The organism is Sporichthyaceae bacterium, assembly GCA_036269075.1.
GTDB lineage: Bacteria > Actinomycetota > Actinomycetes > Sporichthyales > Sporichthyaceae > DASQPJ01.
In genome coordinates, this window is record DATASX010000007.1 from 20,815 (window position 1) to 39,671 (window position 18,857).

At 72.5% G+C, this 18,857-nt stretch carries 18 protein-coding genes; 6 read left to right on the forward strand and 12 right to left on the reverse strand.

Going from position 1 to position 18,857, the window contains the following annotated elements; all coding sequences use genetic code 11:
• Positions 1 to 38 precede the first annotated feature (38 nt).
• The 3 genes from VHU88_01340 to clpS all read right to left on the reverse strand — a co-directional run bounded on the left by VHU88_01340 (position 39) and on the right by clpS (position 1,461).
• Positions 39 to 479 (reverse strand): M67 family metallopeptidase, encoded by a 441-nt coding sequence (locus VHU88_01340; protein ID HEX3610307.1) that lies wholly within the window; start codon positions 477 to 479, stop codon positions 39 to 41.
• A gap of 102 nt (positions 480 to 581) precedes the next feature.
• Positions 582 to 1,145, reverse strand: a complete 564-nt coding sequence (locus VHU88_01345) for a DUF2017 domain-containing protein (GenBank protein ID HEX3610308.1) — start codon at positions 1,143 to 1,145, stop codon at positions 582 to 584.
• 25 nt (positions 1,146 to 1,170) lie between these two features.
• On the reverse strand, positions 1,171 to 1,461 hold the full coding sequence (gene clpS / locus VHU88_01350) for an ATP-dependent Clp protease adapter ClpS (protein HEX3610309.1): 291 nt from the start codon (positions 1,459 to 1,461) through the stop codon (positions 1,171 to 1,173).
• 175 nt (positions 1,462 to 1,636) lie between these two features.
• Here clpS and VHU88_01355 point away from each other — a divergent pair, with 175 nt between their 5' ends.
• Both VHU88_01355 and VHU88_01360 read left to right on the forward strand, forming a co-directional pair.
• Positions 1,637 to 2,812, forward strand: a complete 1,176-nt coding sequence (locus tag VHU88_01355; protein ID HEX3610310.1) for an exonuclease SbcCD subunit D — start codon at positions 1,637 to 1,639, stop codon at positions 2,810 to 2,812.
• Complete coding sequence (locus tag VHU88_01360; protein HEX3610311.1) at positions 2,809 to 5,781, forward strand: AAA family ATPase; 2,973 nt, start codon at positions 2,809 to 2,811, stop codon at positions 5,779 to 5,781. The genes VHU88_01355 and VHU88_01360 overlap by 4 nt, the downstream gene beginning before the upstream one ends.
• A gap of 84 nt (positions 5,782 to 5,865) precedes the next feature.
• Here VHU88_01360 and hppD read toward each other — a convergent pair whose 3' ends face one another.
• Positions 5,866 to 7,017, reverse strand: a complete 1,152-nt coding sequence (hppD, locus tag VHU88_01365) for a 4-hydroxyphenylpyruvate dioxygenase (GenBank protein HEX3610312.1) — start codon at positions 7,015 to 7,017, stop codon at positions 5,866 to 5,868.
• Positions 7,018 to 7,183: 166 nt separating this feature from the next.
• Between hppD and VHU88_01370 the strand changes: the two genes are divergently transcribed.
• Positions 7,184 to 7,669: an Lrp/AsnC family transcriptional regulator gene (locus tag VHU88_01370; GenBank protein HEX3610313.1), complete on the forward strand. Its 486-nt coding sequence runs from the start codon at positions 7,184 to 7,186 to the stop codon at positions 7,667 to 7,669.
• 38 nt (positions 7,670 to 7,707) lie between these two features.
• Here VHU88_01370 and VHU88_01375 read toward each other — a convergent pair whose 3' ends face one another.
• The 8 genes from VHU88_01375 to VHU88_01410 form a co-directional block, all read right to left on the reverse strand.
• A complete protein-coding gene (locus VHU88_01375) occupies positions 7,708 to 9,480 on the reverse strand; it encodes a DEAD/DEAH box helicase (protein HEX3610314.1) in 1,773 nt (590 codons plus the stop codon).
• The gene (locus tag VHU88_01380) at positions 9,477 to 11,732 is read right to left on the reverse strand and encodes a molybdopterin cofactor-binding domain-containing protein (GenBank protein HEX3610315.1); all 2,256 of its coding nucleotides are present in this window, start codon (positions 11,730 to 11,732) and stop codon (positions 9,477 to 9,479) included. The genes VHU88_01375 and VHU88_01380 overlap by 4 nt, the downstream gene beginning before the upstream one ends.
• 65 nt (positions 11,733 to 11,797) lie before the next feature.
• A complete protein-coding gene (locus VHU88_01385) occupies positions 11,798 to 12,304 on the reverse strand; it encodes a 2Fe-2S iron-sulfur cluster-binding protein (protein HEX3610316.1) in 507 nt (168 codons plus the stop codon).
• The gene (locus VHU88_01390; protein ID HEX3610317.1) at positions 12,301 to 13,035 is read right to left on the reverse strand and encodes an FAD binding domain-containing protein; all 735 of its coding nucleotides are present in this window, start codon (positions 13,033 to 13,035) and stop codon (positions 12,301 to 12,303) included. The genes VHU88_01385 and VHU88_01390 overlap by 4 nt, the downstream gene beginning before the upstream one ends.
• A 65-nt stretch (positions 13,036 to 13,100) precedes the next feature.
• Positions 13,101 to 13,379: a DUF3039 domain-containing protein gene (locus VHU88_01395; protein ID HEX3610318.1), complete on the reverse strand. Its 279-nt coding sequence runs from the start codon at positions 13,377 to 13,379 to the stop codon at positions 13,101 to 13,103.
• A gap of 52 nt (positions 13,380 to 13,431) precedes the next feature.
• The gene (locus VHU88_01400) at positions 13,432 to 14,001 is read right to left on the reverse strand and encodes a YqgE/AlgH family protein (GenBank protein HEX3610319.1); all 570 of its coding nucleotides are present in this window, start codon (positions 13,999 to 14,001) and stop codon (positions 13,432 to 13,434) included.
• Positions 14,002 to 14,050: 49 nt separating this feature from the next.
• Complete coding sequence (locus tag VHU88_01405; protein ID HEX3610320.1) at positions 14,051 to 14,926, reverse strand: diguanylate cyclase; 876 nt, start codon at positions 14,924 to 14,926, stop codon at positions 14,051 to 14,053.
• Between the two features lie 105 nt (positions 14,927 to 15,031).
• Positions 15,032 to 15,619: an adenylate kinase gene (locus tag VHU88_01410; GenBank protein HEX3610321.1), complete on the reverse strand. Its 588-nt coding sequence runs from the start codon at positions 15,617 to 15,619 to the stop codon at positions 15,032 to 15,034.
• A gap of 92 nt (positions 15,620 to 15,711) precedes the next feature.
• Between VHU88_01410 and VHU88_01415 the strand changes: the two genes are divergently transcribed.
• Genes VHU88_01415 through VHU88_01425 form a run of 3 tightly spaced genes read left to right on the forward strand, consistent with a single transcriptional unit; the run spans position 15,712 to position 18,850 of the window.
• Positions 15,712 to 16,521, forward strand: coding sequence for a CoA-transferase (locus tag VHU88_01415; protein HEX3610322.1), 810 nt, complete (start codon positions 15,712 to 15,714; stop codon positions 16,519 to 16,521).
• Positions 16,518 to 17,270, forward strand: a complete 753-nt coding sequence (locus VHU88_01420; GenBank protein ID HEX3610323.1) for a CoA-transferase — start codon at positions 16,518 to 16,520, stop codon at positions 17,268 to 17,270. The genes VHU88_01415 and VHU88_01420 overlap by 4 nt, the downstream gene beginning before the upstream one ends.
• Before the next feature lie 56 nt (positions 17,271 to 17,326).
• A complete protein-coding gene (locus VHU88_01425) occupies positions 17,327 to 18,850 on the forward strand; it encodes a GMC oxidoreductase (GenBank protein HEX3610324.1) in 1,524 nt (507 codons plus the stop codon).
• Positions 18,851 to 18,857 lie beyond the last annotated feature (7 nt).

The following is an 18,857-nucleotide window of genomic DNA, read 5'->3' on the forward strand; positions in this document are numbered from 1 at the left end:
TGGGGCTCCTGTGCTCGGACGGTTTTAGCGGTCAACCGCTACGAAAGTACGGACATTCCCTGCGCATTTCGCTCGGGCTCCACGCTCACCGGTTCCTCGCTGATCATCCCGTCGACGATCCGGAAGGACCGGAACTCCACGGTGTCCGGGTCGCGGGTCGAGACCAGCACGTAGTGGGCCTGCGGCTCCGAGGCGTACGAGACGTCGGTGCGCGAGGGATACGCCTCGGTCGCGGTGTGCGAGTGGTAGACGATCACCGGGACCTCGTCGCGGTCGTCCAGCTCGCGATAGAGCTTCAGCAGGTCCATCGAGTCGAACTCGTAGAACGTCGTCGAGCGGGCCGCGTTCGCCATCGGGATGAACCGCGTCGGGTGGTCGGAGCCGACGGGGCCCGCGACGACGCCGCACGCCTCGTCCGGATGGTCGGCACGGGCGTGCGCGACGATGGCGTCCCGGATTGCGGGGTCGATGCGCAGCACGGGCGCCAGGTTACCAATGCGTGGCGCGGTTCCCGGCCGGCGTGAAACGCCTCTCACCAGGGCGGCGATCATCGGTGCGCGAGCTTCGATTCTCCGGCGCGCTCAGAGCGCGTGCTGAAGCAGGGTCTCCTGCAACGCCGTCAGCCACTCGTAGAGCGCGAACCCGGGCAGCCGGGGGTCGTCCGGCTCCAGCTGCTCGATCAGCGCCTCGTAGTCCTCCTGGACGTCCAGCCGGTTGCCCAGCACCAGCCGCAGGTCGTTGAGCGCCATCAGCCAGAAGTTGACGGTCTCGCCGTCGAGCCGGATCGCGCCGTGGCGCTCGGCCTCGGCCAGCCCGGCCAGCACCACTCCGGCGTTCGCGCGCTTGGCAGCCAACAGGTCGTTCTCGGTGAACCGCCGGTACTCGGTCGCCGCGTCGGCGTCGGAGGCGTAGGCGTCGGGCAGCAGTCGGGCCAGCGCCGGGTCGTCCGGGAGCCTGCCCGTGCCGGGCGAACCGAACGGGTCGGGGATGCCCGGGGCGATCTCCGCGACCGGGCCGGACTCCGCCTGGTGGGAGTCGAACAGCTCGAGCAGGTCGCTGAAGGCACCGCGGACGACCTCGATCTCGGTCGCGCCGAGCGTCAGGACGACCACCCCGTCGCGCTCGCGTTTGATGCGGGAACTCAATTGAGCCGTCCCGTCCGACGCGTCGTCACTTGTCCTGCTGGAGCGTGGCCCACAGACCGTAGTTGTGCATCGCCCCGACGTCTCGCTCCATCTCCTCGCGACTGCCGTTGGAGACCACGGCCCGGCCTGCGTTGTGCACGTCCAGCATCAATTTGGTCGCGTGCTCCTTGCTGTACCCGAAGTAGCTCTGGAATACGTAGGTCACGTAGGACATCAGGTTGACCGGGTCGTTCCAGACGATGGTCACCCACGGGAAGTCGGGCTGCAGGAGGAGTTCGCCCTCGGGACGCTCGACCTCGACGGGTGCCACGGACATGGCTCCCATCGTTTCATCAAGCTGCGCACGAGGTGCGGGCAGGCAGGCCGGACAGCCGGGACCGACGGGGCGGCTGAGGCGGGCGTTGCGGGTCTTCCGAATCCGGCCGGGCGCCGCGGCCGCTCGGCGGCGCGGCGGGGAAGAACTGTCGGACCCGGCGCCTAACGTCGCGGACATGCGATTGCTGCACACCTCCGACTGGCACCTGGGCCGGATGCTGCACCGGGCCGATTTGTCCGGCGCCCAGGCCGCTTTCGTCGACCACCTGGTCGAGACCGTGCGCGCCGAGCGGGTCGACGTCGTGCTGGTCTCCGGCGACGTGTACGACCGCGCGCTGCCGCCCGTGGAGGCCGTGGAGCTCTTCGACGAGGCGTTGCACCGGATCACCGCGGCCGGGGCCCGGGTGATGCTGATCAGCGGAAACCACGATTCTGCGCGGCGCCTGGGCGTGGCGTCCCGGCTGCTGGACCGCGCGGGAGTGTTCCTGCGCACCCGGCCCGACGCGGCGGTCCCGCCGGTGCTGCTCGACGACGAGCACGGCCCCGTGGCGCTGTACCCGGTGCCGTACCTGGAGCCCGCCGCGGTCGCCGCGGAGCCGGCGGGACGCAGCCACCAGGCCGTGCTCACGGCCGCGCTCGGGGCCGCCCGCGCCGATCTGGCCTGCCGGGCGGGGGTGCGTTCAGTGGTGCTGGCCCACGCCTGGGTCGCGGGCGGTCAGGGCTGCGAGTCCGAGCGCGACATCTCGATCGGTGGGGTGGGGGTGGTCCCGGCCGGGTTGTTCGACGGTTTCGACTACGTGGCGCTCGGCCACCTGCACGGCCCGCAGACCCTGGCCGAGCACCTGCGCTACAGCGGTTCGCCGTTGCCGTACTCGTTCACCGAGGCGCGGCAGGTCAAGAGCAGTTGGCTGGTCGAGCTCGGCGCCCGCGGCGCGCGTCGGGTCGAGGCCGTCCCGGCGCCGGTGCATCGCCGGCTGACCCGTCTGCAGGGCACGCTCAGCGAACTGCTGACCGACCCGCGCCACGGTGCGCACGAGGACGACTTCGTCTCGGTGTCACTGACCGACCCGGCGCGGCCGGAGGCGGCGATGGACCGGCTGCGAACCCGTTTCCCGTACACGTTGGTGCTGGCCTGGGAGCCTGCCGACGTCGCGGCCGATCCGCGTTCGTACCGGGAGCGGCTGTCCGGCCGCAGCGATCTGGACCTGGCGGTCGAGTTCGTCTCGCACACCCGCGGGACACCGGCCCAGCCGGCCGAGGCCCACCTGCTGGAGCAGGCCTTCGAGGCCGTGCGGTTGGCCGCGGCCGCCGCCGATGAGCGTCGTCCCGAGGTGCGCGGAGCCGTGGCATGAGGCCGCATCTGCTGCGGGTCAGCGCTTTCGGGGCGTTCGCCGCGACGGTCGAGGTCGACTTCGACGCCCTGGCCGGCAGCGGCCTGTTCCTGCTGCACGGGCAGACCGGGGCAGGCAAGTCGACGCTGCTCGACGCGATCGGCTTCGCGCTCTACGGCCGCGTGCCCGGTGAGCGCGGAACCGCGCGCCGGTTGCGGTCGGACCATGCGTCGGCCGGGGCACGTACCGAGGTCGCGTTGGAGGCGACCGTCGGCGGACGCCGGATCCGGGTGACCCGCTCGCCGGAGCAGACCCGGGCCAAGAAGCGCGGCGCCGGCGAGACCAAGGAACAGGCCAAGGTGCTGCTCGAGCAGTGGGACCCGACGGGTTGGACCGCCCTGTCGACCCGGGCCGGTGAGGCCGACCAGGAGATCGCCGACCTGATGGGAATGTCCGCGGATCAGTTCTTCCAGGTGATCCTGCTCCCTCAGGGGGAGTTCGCCCGGTTCCTGCGGGCGCCCTCCGAGGAGCGCGCCGACCTCTTGGAGCGGCTGTTCGGCGCCGGGCGGTTCGGGGCGGTCGAGGACTGGCTGGCGGGCCGGCGACGGGAGGCCAATCACTCGCTCGACCGGCACCGCGACGAGGTCGCGGTCGAGGCGGCCCGGGTCGCGCAGATCGCCGAGATCGAACCGCCCGATCAGGTGCCCGAGCTGATCTGGGCCACCGACCTGCTCTGCCAGCACCGGGCCGGGGTGGAGAACGCGGAACGGATCCTGGCGGCTGCGGCAACCGCCGCGACCGGTACGCGGGAAGTCGCCGAGGTTGCCCGGGCCCGGGCGGCCAGGAGGGAGCGACGGACCGAGGCGCAGGCCCAGGCCGACGTACTGGCGACCGAGGCGCCGACGATCGAGGCGTTGGCGCTGGAGTCGCAGCGCGCCGCGGCGGCGGTCGGGGTCGCACCTTTGCTGCACGCGTGCGGCCAGGCCGAGGTGGCAGCGCAGCGGGCATGCACGGCGGTGGACGCCGCCGATGCCGCCGTGACCGCGTGCGGCGGTGAGGTGTCGGAGTCCCTCGACGCGTTGCGTGCGGCCGCCGGAGCGCAAGAACGCCGCCACGGGAGCCTGCTGGAACTTCGCGACCTGCTGGACACTGCGCTCGCCGACGAGGCGGCCGGCCGCGACGCCGCCGACCGAGCCGCGACGGAGTCCGGGCTGGCTCAGGCCGAGGTGCGCCGCATCGCCGGGCTGACCGAGCAGCGCGCGGCGCGTGCCGTAGAGCGCACGGATGCCGCCGCGGCGGCATCCGCACTCGCTGGGGCGCAGCGTCGGGCCGAGTTGTTCACCGGCGCGATCGCGATCCACCGGCAGTCCGTTGCGGCAGATGCGGCGGCGGCACGGCTCCGGGTTTCCCACCTCGAAGCCCGCGAACATGCCCAGGACCTGGCCGGCGCTCATCACGAGATCCGCCGGGCGCGGTTCGACTCGATGGTCGCCGAGCTGTCGGCCCGCCTCACCGACGACGCGCCCTGTCCCGTCTGCGGGGCCACTGAGCATCCCGATCCGGCGCAGCTCTCGATCCGGCGGGTCGGGGTCGAGGACGAGGAGCGCGCGCTGCAGTCGGCCGAGTCGGCGCGCGCGCGGGCCGAGCAGGTCGGCAACGAATCGGCTGCGGCCACAGCGACCTCGACCGCCTTGCAGGCGCAGCTGGCCGACGTAGAGACCGTTCTGGCGGCACCGCTGCCCGTCGGCGACAAGCTGCCCGAGGCGGCAACCTCCGCCTCCGCCGAATGCGACGAGTTGCTCTCCCGGGCCGACCGGTTGAGCGGTCTGGAAGCCGCGCTCGCCGAGTTGGACGAGGCACTGGTTGCTGCGGGGTCTGCCCGGTCGGCGGCCGAGCAGGTCGCCGCCGCGCTGATCAGGGAGGCGGAGGGTTGCGCGGCGCGCGCGGCCGCCGCGCGGGGGAAGTTGGTGGCGCAACTCGGTGGAGCGCCCGATCTCGACGCCGCCCTGGCGGCGGCCGAAGGACTCGCGGCGGCCTGCACCGCGGCCGCCGACGCCCGGGCCGATCTCCTGCGAGCCGTGGCGGACCGGGATCGGACTGCGTCCGGGGCGGCCGCGGCCGCGGCGTCGGCGGGCTTCGCCGACATGGTCGTTGCGGCCGAAGCCGTCCGTGCCGAGTCGTGGCGAGTTGCGACCGAGGCCCGGATCCGGGTGCACCGCGAGGCCGTGGCCGGGACCGCTGCGCTGCTGGCCGAACTCGACCCGGTCGCCGCGGACGAGCCCGTGGTCGACGTCGCGGCAGCCGAGGCGGCCGCCGAGTCGGCCGCGCGGGAGCACGAGCGGACGGTCGGCCTGCTGGCCCATGCGCGTAAGCAGGTCACCGAACTCGACCGCCGGGTGCCGGTTCTCACCGCCCTGCTGGAGCGGCTGCCGGAGCTGGAGGAGCGCGCGGCCACCATTCGCGGCCTGGCCGATCTGACTGCCGGTCAGGGGGCGAACTCGCGCCGGATGACCCTGTCGGCGTTCGTGCTCGCTGCCCGGCTGGAGGAGATCGCGGCGGTGGCCGGGCAGCGGTTGCTGCGGATGAGCGGAGGCCGCTACTCCCTGGTGCACACCGACGCGGGTCGGGGCGGGCGCCGGTCCGGGCTCGGGCTGCTGGCGCGCGACAACTGGACGGGGATCGACCGCGACACAGCGACCCTGTCCGGTGGCGAGACCTTCCTGGCGAGCCTGGCATTGGCGCTCGCGCTGGCCGACGTCGTCTGCTCCGACGCCGGCGGGACCCGCCTGGAGTCGCTGTTCGTCGACGAGGGCTTCGGCAGCCTCGACGAGTCGACCCTGGACGAGGTGATGGACGTCCTGGACAGCCTGCGCGAGGGCGGGCGCGTGGTCGGGATCGTCAGCCACGTGGCAGAGCTGCGCCAGCGCATCCCGACCCGGATCCACGTCCGCAAGCACGAGAGCGGAAGCACCCTCGACCTGACCGCCTGAGCGGTCTGACGCACCGTCAGGTGCAGATGCGTCCGATCATCGATGATTGGAGCGTTGTTCTCTCATACGCAGAGCGACGTCGCCTCAGAGGTTGCCGCGCAACTCCTGCTCGCGCTCGATGGCCTCGAACAGCGCCCGGAAGTTGCCCTTGCCGAACCCGGCCGAACCGTGGCGTTCGATCATCTCGAAGAACACGGTCGGGCGGTCCTGGGCCGGCCGGGTGAAGATCTGCAGCAGGTAGCCGTCCTCGTCGCGGTCGACCAGAATCCCGCGCGACTTCAGCTCCTCCACCGGCACCCGCACCTCGCCGATCCGGGCGCGCAGCGCCGGGTCGTCGTAGTAGCTGTCCGGGGTTGACAGGAACTCGACGCCCCGGGCTCGCATCGCGTCGACGGAGCCGAGAATGTCGGAAGTGCTCAGCGCGATGTGCTGCACGCCCGGGCCGCCGTAGAAGTCGAGGAACTCGTCGATCTGGGAGCGCCGCTTGCCCAGCGCGGGCTCGTTCAGCGGGAACTTGACCTTGCGACTGCCGTCGGCGACCACCTTCGACATCAGCGCGGAGTACTCGGTGGCGATGTCCTCACCGACGAACTCCGCCATGTTCGTGAAGCCCATGACCCGCTGGTAGAAGCCGACCCACTCGTCCATGCGGCCGAGTTCGACGTTGCCGACGACATGGTCGATGCCGTCGAAGACTGCCGGACCGGCCTCGCCCGTCAGGTGGCGCTCCACGAAGCCGGGCAGGAACGGGCCGTCGTAGTGCGACCGGTCGATGAGGGTGTGCCGGGTCTCGCCGTACGTCCCGATCACCGCGCTGACGATTTCGCCACGCTGGTCGGAGAAGGCGCGCGGCCCACGCAGTCCGACCGCGCCCCGGCTGCAGGCCAGCGAGTAGGCGCGCGCGACGTCCGGAACCGCCAGGGCGATGTCCCGCACCCCGTCTCCGTGCGCGGCGACGTGACGAGCCAGGTCGGTGCCCGGACGGGTGGCACCGGCGATCACGAAGCGAGCGGTGCCCGACTCGAGCACGTACTCTGCGGCGTCGCGGTGGCCCTGCTCGGGCCCTCGGTAGGCCACGACCTTCATGCCGAAGGCGGTCGAGTAGTAGTGCGCGGCCTGCCTGGCGTTGCCCACCTCGAAGCGCAGGTGGTCGAGGCCGAGCAGCGCGAACGTGGCCCGCTCGGCGGCGGGACGGGGCGCACCGATCGCACGGGGGCGGGTGCTGCTCGTGGTCATCGCGACCGACCTTCGTGAACTTGCACGGATCGATCACCAAAGCATCGAACGGCCTGGCTATCCGGTCAATAGATTCCGGGTTGGCTGGTCACCTTGTACGATCAACTCGGGCATCCCGCTCGGCTTCTGTACAGCCTGTCCGGTCCGTAGTCGGAGGTGTCGAACCATGTCGGTCGACCTCCTGGACGCGCGTCTGCTCGATCTGCTCGCATCGAATCCGCGGATGGGGGTCCTGGAGTGCTCGCGGCGGCTGCGCGTCGCCCGCGGCACGGTGCAGGCCCGCCTCGACCGGCTCAGCCGCGACGGCGTGGTCACCGGGTTCGGCCCGGATCTCGACCCGGTCGCCCTCGGCTACCCGGTGACGGCGTTCGTGACCCTGCAGATCGTCCAGGGCGCCGGGCACGACGCGGTGGCCGAGCACCTGGCCCGGATCCCGGAGGTCCTCGAGGCGCTGACGATCTCCGGCGAGGCCGACATGATGTGCCGCGTCGTCGCCCGCTCCAACGCCGACCTGCAACGGGTGCTGGACCTCGTCGTGGCCGACCGCTCGATCCGACGCAGCTCGACCACCATCGCGCTGTCGCGGCGCATCCCGCACCGGGTCCTGCCGTTGCTGCACGCCGCGGCCACCACGAAGGCCCCCGTCCCCTGACGCCGGGCCCCAAGGCTCATCGTCGGAGGGGCGGGCCCTCAGGAGCTCAGCCTGCGGCGCAGGGAGTCGACGCGGCGCCTCAGGTCGTCGACGCCGGCGGCGGCGGTGGCCGGCCCGCCGGTCTCGCGGCGCAGCTCCATGTGGATCGTCGCGTGCGAGGCGCCCGACTTGTGCGCCAGCGCCCCCACCAGCGTGTGCAGCTCGCGGCGCAGCGCGGAGCGTTGGGCGTGGGTGGCCACCGGCCGCCGCTCGGCAGGCTCGGGCACCGGTGCCCCCTTGGCCCGACGGGAGGCCGAGCGCAACTGGCTCGCCTGCCGCCGCCGGAGCAGCTCGGTGATCTGGTCGGCGTCCAGCAACCCGGGCAGCCCCAGGTAGTCCTGCTCCTCGCGGCTGCCAACCTCGGCCGGCAGCCCGAACTCGGCGCCGCCGTACATCACCCGGTCGAAGGTCGCCGCCGACCCCAGGGCGGTGAACTCCCCCATCAGGTCCGCGGAGTCCTTCGCCGCGTTCGCCTCGGCCAGCAACGCCTCCTCCGGGGCGAACAGATCCTCGCCCTCGGCCGCGGCCGGCTTGCCCAGCACGTGGTCGCGCGTCCGTTCCAACTCGGCCGCCAGCGACAACAACGGCGCGACCGTCGGCACGAACACCGACGCGATCTCACCACGCCGGCGGGCACGGACGAACCGGCCGACGGCCTGCGCGAAGAACAGCGGCGTGGACGCGTTGGTGGCGTAGACCCCGACCGCGAGGCGCGGGATGTCCACGCCCTCGGACACCATCCGTACCGCGACCAGCCACCGTTGATCGCCCTCCGCGAACGCGGTGATGCGCGCGCCGGCCCCGGCGTCGTCGGACAGCACGACGGTCGGCGGGCTGCCGGTCTGCTCGTGCAGCAACCGCGCGTATGCGCGGGCCGCGTTCTGGTCCGTGGCGATCACCATCGCGCCGGCGTCCGGGATGTGCCGACGCACCTCGGTGAGCCGGCGATCCGCGGCCTGCAGAACCGCCGGGATCCAATCGCCGCCCGCGTCCAACGCGGTGCGCCACGCCTGGTTTGTCAGGTCGTTGGTCAACGGCTCGCCGAGGGTCGCCGCCAGTTCGTCGCCGGCCCGGGTGCGCCAGCGCATCTGCCCGGCGTAGGCGAGGAAGACCACCGGGCGCACCACGGCGTCGGCCAGTGCCTCGCCATAGCCATAGGTGTGGTCGGCCACGCTGCGCGGAATCCCGTCGGGGCCGGGTGCGTAGGTGACGAACGGGATCGGGTTCACATCTGACCGGAACGGGGTCCCGGTCAGCGAGAGCCGACGCCGGGCAGGCTCGAACGCCTCGACCAGCGCCTCACCCCAACTGCGGCTGTCGCCGGCGTGGTGCACCTCGTCGAGGATCACCAGCGTCGGACGGGCCTGCGTCCGGTTGCGGTGCAGGATCGGGTGCGCGGAGACGCCGGCGTAGGTGACGGCGACCCCACCGAACCCCCGGGCGGTCTTGCCGTCGGCGTTGCGGAACTCCGGGTCGATGTGGATGCCGACCCGTTGCGCCGCCTGCGCCCACTGCACCTTCAGATGCTCGGTCGGGGCGACGATGGTCACCGCGCGCACGATGTGTGCGTCGAGCAGGTCGCGAGCGACGCGTAGCGCGAAGGTCGTCTTCCCGGCGCCGGGGGTGGCGACGGCGAGGAAGTCGCGGGCACTTTTCTCCTGGTACAAGGCCAAGGCCTCGGTCTGCCAGGCCCGGAGCTTCTCGGCCGTCCCCCACGGGGCCCGGCCCGGGAAAGCCGGCGAGAGATTGTGGTTCGTGGAGCGGAAACTCAAGCCCCACCGCCGGACTGACGTCCAGTCAGATTCGCGAGTTCGGCGGGCCGCACCGGCACGGCGGTCAGCTGCGCCCCGCTCGCCTGACGTACGGCGGCCAGCACCGCCGCGGCGGCCGGGCCGACCGGGGTGTCCCACACGCCCTTGACCCCGGCCCACGAACCCGGTTGCGGGATCTCCAGCAGGTCGGCCACGGCGGTGCCCGGGACGTCGGTGGGACGAAGGTGGGCGACGACCGGGTGCGCCCCGGCCGGCAGCTCGGACAGGTCCACGCCGATCGCCAACCGCACGCCGTCGGTGGATCCGCCGTCCAGCACTCCGAGCAACTGGGTCAGGTTCACGACCCGGCCGACGTCGGCGGCCGTGACCAGTTCGACCAACCGGACCAGGCCCAGCTCCAGGTCCACCTCGACGATCGCCCGGTGGGCGGCGAAGCCGAAGCCGGCGTAGGCCGCGCCCTGCCCGGCCGGGTCCAGCGTCTCGGTGGCCGGGGGCTGGAAAGTCACCGTCTGCTCGAAAGTGCGGTCGCCGGCCACGTCGGCCAGGGCGAGGTCGAGCAGCCCGTCGTAGGAGCGGATCCGTCCGCCGCGAGCGGTCAGCAGCCCCGCCGAGATGCCCTGGGCAATGCCGGCCTCGGCGCACAACTCGTCGGCGATGGCCTTGGCTGCGGCATGCACCGCGCCACCGGCCACCCAGGTCAGCCGGGAGGCCTCGGCCGGGCCGGCCGACGGGGCGTCCGCGTCGGCGGCGACCAGTTCGAGCTGCTCGGCGCCGAGCACCTCGCGCACGATCTGCATCGCGACGGTCACGAATCCCTGCCCGAATTCCGCGCCCGGGCAGGAGATCACGGCCTGCCCGGCGCGGTAGCGGACAGTCGCGGTGGCCGGGTGGTCGACGCCCTCCCCGGTCAGCAGCGGAGTCATCCCCAACCCGTACCCGACGCCGCGGCGCACCGGCAGGCTGCCCGGCCGGTCGGCACCGGCCCGCCGCCGCCCGGGCATCGGCGCGGCCGCGACAGCCGCCAGCAGCGCAGCACCCGGGGAACCGCCCTCGACCAGTTGCCCGGTGGGCAGCGGGTCGGCCGGGCCGAGGTGGTTGCGCTCGCGGAGCTCCACCGGGTCCAGGCCGAGTTCGGCGGCCAGGCGGTCGAGTTGGGCCTCCACGGCGACGCACGTCGGGGCGCTGCCGGCCCCGCGGGTCTCGAAGACCGGCGGGTTGTTCGTGCGCACCGCCCGGGCGGCCACCTCGACCGTGCCGACCCGGTACGGACCGACGGCACTCGCGCACAGGCGGGCCAGGTCGGAGCCGGCGGTCGTGGCGTAGGCCCCGGCGTCGAGCCGGATCCGCGCCTGCACGCAGACCAGATTGCCTTCGGGGTCGGCATGGTGCCGGTACCGCAACCGCACCGCCGGGCCCGCGCCGGGCGCGGTCCGCAGGCCGGGGTCGACCAGCCGCACCGGACGCCGCAACCGCATCGCGGCCGCGGCGGCCAGCACCGGGACGGTCAACTCGCCGTCCGGCGGACCGGCCGCGGTCGCAGGCACCAGACGCAACTGATCCGGCGTCAGATCCAGGCACTGGGCGATCAGGTCGCGGTCGGCCTGCCACCACCCGGAGGACGTCGTCACCTCGACGCCGGAGCCGGCCGGACGCGCGAACGCGGCCACCTCCCCGGCCCGGGCTGCCCGCCGGCCGATCGAGTAGTCCCCCTCGACGACCACCGCGGCACCGGCGACCGGCACCGCAGGACCGGCCCAGTCGGCGGGCTCCGGCTCACCCTGATGCACCGTCAGTTCCCTTATGACATCGCTGTCCAGGTGGATGTCCGAACCCTCGCGTACGTGGTCGAGGTCGCGGATCGCGGGCAGCGGCCGGTACCCGACGACCACGGCCGCCGCCGCCCGCAGCGCGGTCCGCCGATCGGTTGCCACGACCACGGCGACGGGTTCACCGATGTGCCGCACCACCCCGGCCGCCAGCACCGGACGGTCGGCCAACGCCGGGCCGTAGGTGGGCACCCCGGGCAGGTCGTCGGCACCGAGAACGGCCAGCACCCCAGGCATCCCGACCACCGCGGACACATCCAGCGAGAGCAGTTCGGCGTGCGGGTGCGGCGAGCGGATCAGCACCGCGTGCAGCAGGCCCTCGGTGCCGAGATCGGCGGCGTAGGGCAGGACGCCGAGCGCCTTGGCCAACCCGTCCGGCCGCATGACCGTGTCGCCGACCCCGCCGGGGACGATGCCCCCGCTCATCGACGTGCCTCGTTCCTCGGCACGCCGATGAGGCTCGGTCCCGCTGTGCCCTTTGATGAGCTCGCTCATGGCGCCCCGCCGTTGGCGGCCTCCGCGCGGGCCCGGGCAGCCGCCCGGACACCTGCGTAAAGGCGGCCGTATGCACCGCACCGACAGACCACCCCGGACAGCCCCTCGCGGATGGCCGAGTCGGACGGGTCCGGGTCGACGTCGAGCAGGGCGTGCGCGGCGACCACGGCGCCCGGGATGCAGAACCCGCACTGGACCGCGCCGATGCGGGCGAAGGCCTCGGTGATCTCCGAGGTGCCGCCGCGCCCGACCCCTGCCGCGGTGAGCACGGTTCGGCCGCTGGCCTCGATCGCGAGCGTCAGGCAGGACAGCCGCAAAGTGCCGTCCAGCAGGACCGCGCACGCGCCGCACTCGCCGGTGCCGCAGCCGTCCTTGACCGAGGTGATCCCGAGCCGTTCGCGCAGCACAAAAGCGAGGTTCTCCGCCACGCCGGCCCCGGCGACGTCCTGCCCACGCCCGTCGACGTCGAGGCGGTAGGCAGGAAGGGTCAGATCGCCGGTCATCGCTGCCCCAGCCGGTTGAGCAGTCGGCGAGCACACACCCCGGCGGCGTGCCGCAGGTAGTCGTCCGTTCCGCAGTACTCGGCAACGGCATCCGCCGTCGGGACCGGACACGGGATGCTGTCGGCAGCGCGCAGCGCCACGCGCTGACCCGTCGATCCTCGAGCCATCGCGATCGTCAGGACGGACCGGGTGCCGTGACCGGGCAGCACCACCCGTTCGAGTTCGGCGGCGCCGCTCAGATCCGGGATCACCACCCCGACGACCAACTCGCCGGGCAGCAGGCGCGAACCGGAACGGTCGGCCAGGAAGTCCCCGATCGGGATCGAGCGACGCGCGGCGGTCGAGTCGATCTCCACGGTCGCGTCGAGGGCAGCGAGCACGACGGCGAGGTCCCCGTCGGTCAGCACATTGCCCGCGACGGTCGCCGCGGTGAGCACCCCGGGCGGGCCGAACCCGGCCGCCGCGCTCAGCACCGGTACCAGGCCGCTCAGCTGGGCGAGCCGGGTCAAGGTCAGCCGGGCGCCGAGGAACAGACCGCCCTCACCGGTGTGCCCGGCGGTGTCGAGTTCGGCGAGCCGGCCCAGAGCCAGGATCGGCCGCGGCGCGAGCCGGCCGGCGGTCAGTGCGGGGACGACGTCGGTGCCGCCGGCCACGACCAGGCGGTCGGGTTCCCGCGCGAGCAGCGCGAGAGCCTCGGCGACCGAGTTCGGCGCCTCGATGGCGAGCGTCAACGGTCGTCCTGTTCTGGTGCGGGTGCCGCCGTCGGCGCGCGTTTACCGGTCGGGCGAGGGAGACGTCAGGAGTTGCCTTCGGGGCCGTCGTCGCCCTTCGGGATCCCCTCGTAGATCTCCTTGCACTCCGGGCACACCGGGTACTTCTTCGGGTCGCGGCTGGGCACCCAGACCTTGCCGCACAACGCCCGCAGCGGCGTGCCCTCGACCATCGCCTCGGTGAGCTTGTTGCGAACCACATAGTGCGAGAAGCGATCGTGGTCCCCGTCGCCGGTGGAGGTCGCGGTGCGCTCCTCGACGAGCGTGCTCAGGCCGCCGACAGGCTCCTCCGGAGTGAGCGACATGGTTCCTCTCCTCACCGGGTGCGACAGACGTGAACCCCGAGTCTAACGAAGCTCAGTTGAGGTTCGGGTCGTCCGGACGGGTGGCCAGGAACGCCGCCTCGCCGGGCAACCGGCGGACCACGTCGGACCACAATCGCTCCGGTGCCGTACTGAACAGGTCGCCCGGCCTCGACTCGACGACCATCCAGGCCCCGGCCGCCAACTCGCAGTCCAACTGCCCCGAGGCCCAGCCGGCATGCCCGGCATAGACCCGCAGGCTCGACAGCGCCGGGTCCATCGCATCCGGCAGCGCGTCGAGGTCGACCAGGCCGATCCGACCGATGACCGCCCGCCAGCCCGCCGACGCGCGCTTCTCGTCGGCCGGCTCGACGGCCACGCCCAGCGCCAGCGCCGCCTCGGTGCTGACCGGACCGCCGCGGAAGATCAGGCCCGGGTCGCCGGCCACATCGGACCAGGCGGGCAGTGCCTGGGCCACGGTCAGGTCGGTGGGCCGGTTGAGGACCACGCCGAGGGTGCCGTCCGTGCCGTGGTCGAGCAGCAGGACGACGGTCCGGCTGAAGTTCGGATCGGTCAGCACGGCCGAGGCAACCAACAGTCGCCCGGCCGCGGGCGGTGCACGCATGCGCGGGATTCTCGCAGCCGAGGGCATCGCTCGCTGCCGGACCCGCCGATCACCCGGTGTCGCGGCTGCGCTTGGCCGTGTACATGGACCGGTCGGCGTCGCGCAGCAGCTGGTGCACGTCGAGCTCGCCGACCCGGGCAACTTCCTGCCCGACGCTGATCCGGACGGGCACCGAGGAACCGTCCGGGGCGATCAGCGGCGGACCACCCTCCACGCCCACGGTCAGCCGCTCGGCCATCCGCGACTCGTCGAGCCCGGCCCGCAGGTGGCACACGACCACGAATTCGTCGCCGCCGAAGCGGGCCACGGTGTCGCCGGACCGGACCTGACTGACCAGCCGTTCGGCGACCGCGATCAGCACCTGGTCGCCGAAAGTGTGCCCGTGCCGGTCGTTGAGCGACTTCAGCCCGTCGACGTCGCAGAAGAGCACCACCACCGCCCCACCGTCGCGGTCGCGGGCGGCGACGGCCTGCGCCAGTCGGTCGTCGAGCAGGGCCCGGTTGGCCAGCCCGGTCAGTGGGTCGTGCAGGGCGAGGTGAATCAGCCGGGCGTCCTCCTCCCGGCGGGCGCCGACGTCCTCGTAGACGGCGACCACGTACTCGGGCAGCCCGGCGGCGCCGCGGACCAGACTGGTCCGGCGCCGCAGCCAGACAACGTGCCCGGCCCGGTGCCGGTAACGCTGGTCGACGGTGGCCGCCTCCGCACCGGCCGCGACCTCCGCGAACGCGGCGGCGTCGATCGCGAGGTCGTCGGGGTCGCGCAGCGCCGACGGGTCCGTGACCAGCAGGTCCGGGACGGTCCGCCCGAGTGTCCGGGCCAGCGCCGGGTTCACCCGGAACCAGCGGCCGAACAGGTCGAGCAGCGCCATCCCGACCGGCGCGGTCTCGAACGCGGTCTCGTAGAACGCGGGCGGGACGTCGGACACACCCACCTCCCGCCTAGCCGCACCGGTCGCCGCAGAGATTGTGAATCGCGCGGCCCGCGGCGTCGAGTCCGTAGAGCCGTTCCCGTGGCTCGCGGCCGGCTCGGCTCAGCTCTCGGCGGTCATCCCGCGGAGGTCCTCCAGCGCGGTGGTGACCCCCTGGCTGACCTCGTCGACCGCCCGCGCACCGTCGACGGTGATCAACTGTTCGCGCTCCGCGTAGTAGTCCAGCATCGGCAGCGTCTTGGCGTCGTAGACCTGCAACCGGTGCTCGATGGTCTCGAGGTTGTCGTCGCTGCGGCCGCTGTCCGCCCCGCGCTCGAGCAGGCGCCGGACCAGTTCGTCGTGCGGCACGACCAGGTGCACCACGACCTGCACCGCGACCCCGAGATCGACGGCCACCTTGTACGCGGCCTGGGCCTGCTCCAGGGTGCGCGGGAACCCGTCGAGCACGTAGCCGCCGGCGGCGTTGGCCGAGACAATCGGCTTGCGCAGCAGGTCCATGACCACCGAGTCCGGGACCAGGTCGCCGGCCTCCATGTAGCGGCTGATTTGCTTCCCGATCGAGGTCTGCTCGGTGACGTGCTTGCGCAGGAGGTCGCCGGAGGAGATGTGGGTGACGCGGAAGTGCTGCGCGATCCGGACGGCCTGGGTGCCCTTTCCGGCCCCGGGTGCGCCGATCATCAGCAGCCGCATGCCCACGCATCCTCCACTTCGGGGATCGGCCTGATGCCGGGTCCGACCCGGACACCGTAACGGGCAGCGGCGCAGGCCGGCACGCTTGGCCGGTGGCCACGTTGATGAGCATCGCCGAGGCGGTGTCGACGTTCGTGCAGGACGGCGACCAGGTCGCTCTCGAGGGGTTCACACACCTGATCCCCACCGCGGCCGGCGACGCGATCATCCGGGCCGGTCGTCGGGAACTGCACCTGATCAAGATGACCCCGGACATCGTGGCCGACCGGTTGATCGGCGCCGGGTGCGTCCGGAAGCTGACGTTCGGCTGGGCCGGCAACGCCGGCGTCGGGGCGCTCCACCGGTTCCGCGACGCGTTCCTCAACGACTGGCCGCGCCCGCTGGAGATCGACGAGAACAGCCACGCCGGGCTGGTGAACCGGTTCCTGGCGGGCTCCTGCGGGCTGCCGTTCGGGGTGCTGCGTGGCTACCGGGGCACCGACATCCCGGCCCACTCCGACTCGATCGCCGACGTGGTGTGCCCGTTCACCGGCGAGACGTTGACGGCGGTCGCCGCGTTGAACCCGGACGTCGGGATCATCCACGCGCAACGCGCCGACCGCGCCGGCAACGTCCAGTTCTGGGGAATCGTCGGCGCCCAGAAGGAGGTGGTGCTGGCCTCGCGGCGCTCGATCGTGACCGTCGAGGAGGTGGTCGAGCACCTGGACCGCCGGCCCGGCGACCTGATCCTGCCGAGCTGGGTGGTGACCGCCGTGGCCGAGGTCCCGGGCGGGGCCGCGCCGTCCTACGCCGCCGGTTACTACGAACGCGACAACGAGGCCTACCGCGCCTGGCCGGAACACAGCCGCACCCGTGAGGCCTTCACGCGCTGGCTCGACGAGCTGCTCTGCGATCATCGATGATTGAAATGTTGCAGTGGTCCGCGGCGGAGATGATGACGGTGGCCGCCGCGCGGGCGCTGCGCGGTGGGACGTGCTTCGTCGGCATCGGTAAGCCCTCGCTGGCCGCGAACCTGGCCCGCCGGCTGCACGCCCCGGACCTGGTGCTGATCTACGAGTCCGGCCCGATCGGGGCCAAGCCGACCCGGATCCCGCTCTCGATCGGCGACGGGGAACTGGCCACCACGGCGGACTTCGTCGTGCCGGTCGCGGAGATGTTCAACCAGTGGCTGCAGCCCGGGCGCTTCGAGGTGGGTTTCCTCGGCGCCGCGCAGATCGACCGCTTCGCCAACATCAACACCACCGTGATCGGCGACTACGACTCCCCCGTCACCCGACTGCCGGGACCGGGCGGGGCCCCGGAGATCGCGGCCGCCTGCGGTGAGGTGCTGGTGATCGTCGAGCACGCGGCGCGCGCGTTCGTGGAAAGGGTCGACTTCGTGACCTCGTTCGGCTTCGGCGACGGCCCGGGCTGCCGGGAACGCCTGGGGCTGCGCGGCCGCGGACCGCGTCAGGTGATCACCGATCTCGGCATCCTCGAACCGGACCCGGACACCTGCGAGCTGACGATGACCGCACTGCACCCGGGCGCCACGCGGGATCAGGTGCGGGCGGCCACCGGGTGGGACATCCGCTTCGCCGCCGACCTGGTGACCAGTGCTCCCCCGACGGCCGTGGAGCTGGAGACCCTGCGCGGCTTCGCCAGAGGCTGACCGGGGATTTCCGGTACCGGTTCACAGACCCTCAGCCGCGACTTACGATGTAAGTCATGTTGAGCAGGCGCTCGTTCCTGGCCGGTGCGCTGGTCGTCGGCCTCGGCACCAGGGTGCGGGTCACCCGGGAACGCCGTCGGGTCGTGGTGGTCGGGTCCGGGTTCGGCGGCGGCGTCAGCGCGCTGCGACTGGCCCAGGCCGGCGTCCCGGTGCTGGTGCTCGAACGCGGCATCCGCTGGCCCACCGGGCCGAACGCGCACACCTTCCCCGACGTCGCGCACCTCGACCAGCGCACCTCGTGGCTGGGGTCGCCGACGTTCCTGCCGGTCGCCCTGCCCGACGGGCCGCGCTTCACCGGCCTGCTGCAACGCGTCGCCGGGTCCGGCATGGACATCATGTGCGCGGCCGGGGTCGGCGGCGGCTCGTTGGTGTACCAGGGCATGAGCCTGCAGCCGAGCGCTGAGGTGTTCCACCAGGTGCTGCCCGAACAACTGGACTACGCCCGGCTGGACCGCGTCCACTACCCGCGCGTGACGCGGATGCTGCAACTGGCCACCGCACCGGACGAACTGATCGCGAGCCCGAACTACCGCGCCTCCCGGTTGTTCGCGAGCAAGGCCCAGGCCGCCGGGTACGCGACGGAGAAGTGCCCGATGCCGATCGACTGGAGCTTCGCACTTCGGGAGCTGCGCGGAGAGATGGCGCCGTCCTACACCAACGGCGACTGCACGCTGGGCGTGAACAACGGTGGCAAGCACACCGTGGACGTCACCTACCTGGCCGCTGCCGAACGGACCGGTCGGGTCGAGGTCGCGACACTGCACAACGTCACCGATCTGACGCTTGGTCAGAACCGCGAGTGGGAGCTACGTGTCGAGGTGATCGACACCTCCGGCGCCGTGCGGCAGGTCAAGCTGATCACCGCCGACGCCGTGCTGCTGGCCGCGGGCAGCGCGAACACCACCCGGTTGCTGATGCGCGCGGCGGCGCACCGCACGGTCCCGAATCTGCCGGACGGACTGGGCACCGAGTGGGGCTCGAACGCCGACCGGATCTACCTGTGGACCGACCTCGGCGAGGAATTCGGTTACCCGCAGGGCGGTCCGGTGATCTACGACAGCAAGGCCTGGGTCGACCCGGCGACCGCGAACACCGTGATCCAGGCGTCGTTGCCGCCGCTGCCGGTCAACCGGCGCTCGACGATCCTCGTCGGCTACGGAGTCAGCGCCGGCCGCGGGCATTTCGTGTGGGACGACGGGAGGGACGAGGCGGTCCTACGGTGGCCGCACGAGAACGACGCGACGGTGCAACGGCACATCGACCGTCGCGTCCGCGCGATCGCCGGGGCGACCGGCGTGCTGGTCGACACCACGGCGTTGGACACCACGACCTGGCACCCGTTGGGCGGGGCACCGATGGGCTCGGTGTGCGACCTGGCCGGCCGGGTCCACGGCCACCCCGGGCTCTACGTGCTGGACGGCGCGTTGATCCCGGGCAGCACCGCGGCATGCAACCCGTCGCTGACGATCGCCGCCGTGGTGGAGCGCGCAATGGACGAGATCGTCCCGCGAGACTTCTGACCCGGTG

Coding starts and splice junctions, on each gene's coding strand:
- clpS (HEX3610309.1), bottom strand. CDS start 1,461: ATGTCCGTGGCACCCGTCGAGGTCGAGCGTCCCGAGGGCGAACTCCTC.
- VHU88_01355 (HEX3610310.1), top strand. CDS start 1,637: ATGCGATTGCTGCACACCTCCGACTGGCACCTGGGCCGGATGCTGCAC.
- VHU88_01360 (HEX3610311.1), top strand. CDS start 2,809: ATGAGGCCGCATCTGCTGCGGGTCAGCGCTTTCGGGGCGTTCGCCGCG.
- hppD (HEX3610312.1), bottom strand. CDS start 7,017: ATGACCACGAGCAGCACCCGCCCCCGTGCGATCGGTGCGCCCCGTCCC.
- VHU88_01370 (HEX3610313.1), top strand. CDS start 7,184: ATGTCGGTCGACCTCCTGGACGCGCGTCTGCTCGATCTGCTCGCATCG.
- VHU88_01380 (HEX3610315.1), bottom strand. CDS start 11,732: ATGAGCGGGGGCATCGTCCCCGGCGGGGTCGGCGACACGGTCATGCGG.
- VHU88_01385 (HEX3610316.1), bottom strand. CDS start 12,304: ATGACCGGCGATCTGACCCTTCCTGCCTACCGCCTCGACGTCGACGGG.
- VHU88_01395 (HEX3610318.1), bottom strand. CDS start 13,379: ATGTCGCTCACTCCGGAGGAGCCTGTCGGCGGCCTGAGCACGCTCGTC.
- VHU88_01400 (HEX3610319.1), bottom strand. CDS start 14,001: ATGCGTGCACCGCCCGCGGCCGGGCGACTGTTGGTTGCCTCGGCCGTG.
- VHU88_01410 (HEX3610321.1), bottom strand. CDS start 15,619: ATGCGGCTGCTGATGATCGGCGCACCCGGGGCCGGAAAGGGCACCCAG.
- VHU88_01420 (HEX3610323.1), top strand. CDS start 16,518: ATGATTGAAATGTTGCAGTGGTCCGCGGCGGAGATGATGACGGTGGCC.
- VHU88_01425 (HEX3610324.1), top strand. CDS start 17,327: ATGTTGAGCAGGCGCTCGTTCCTGGCCGGTGCGCTGGTCGTCGGCCTC.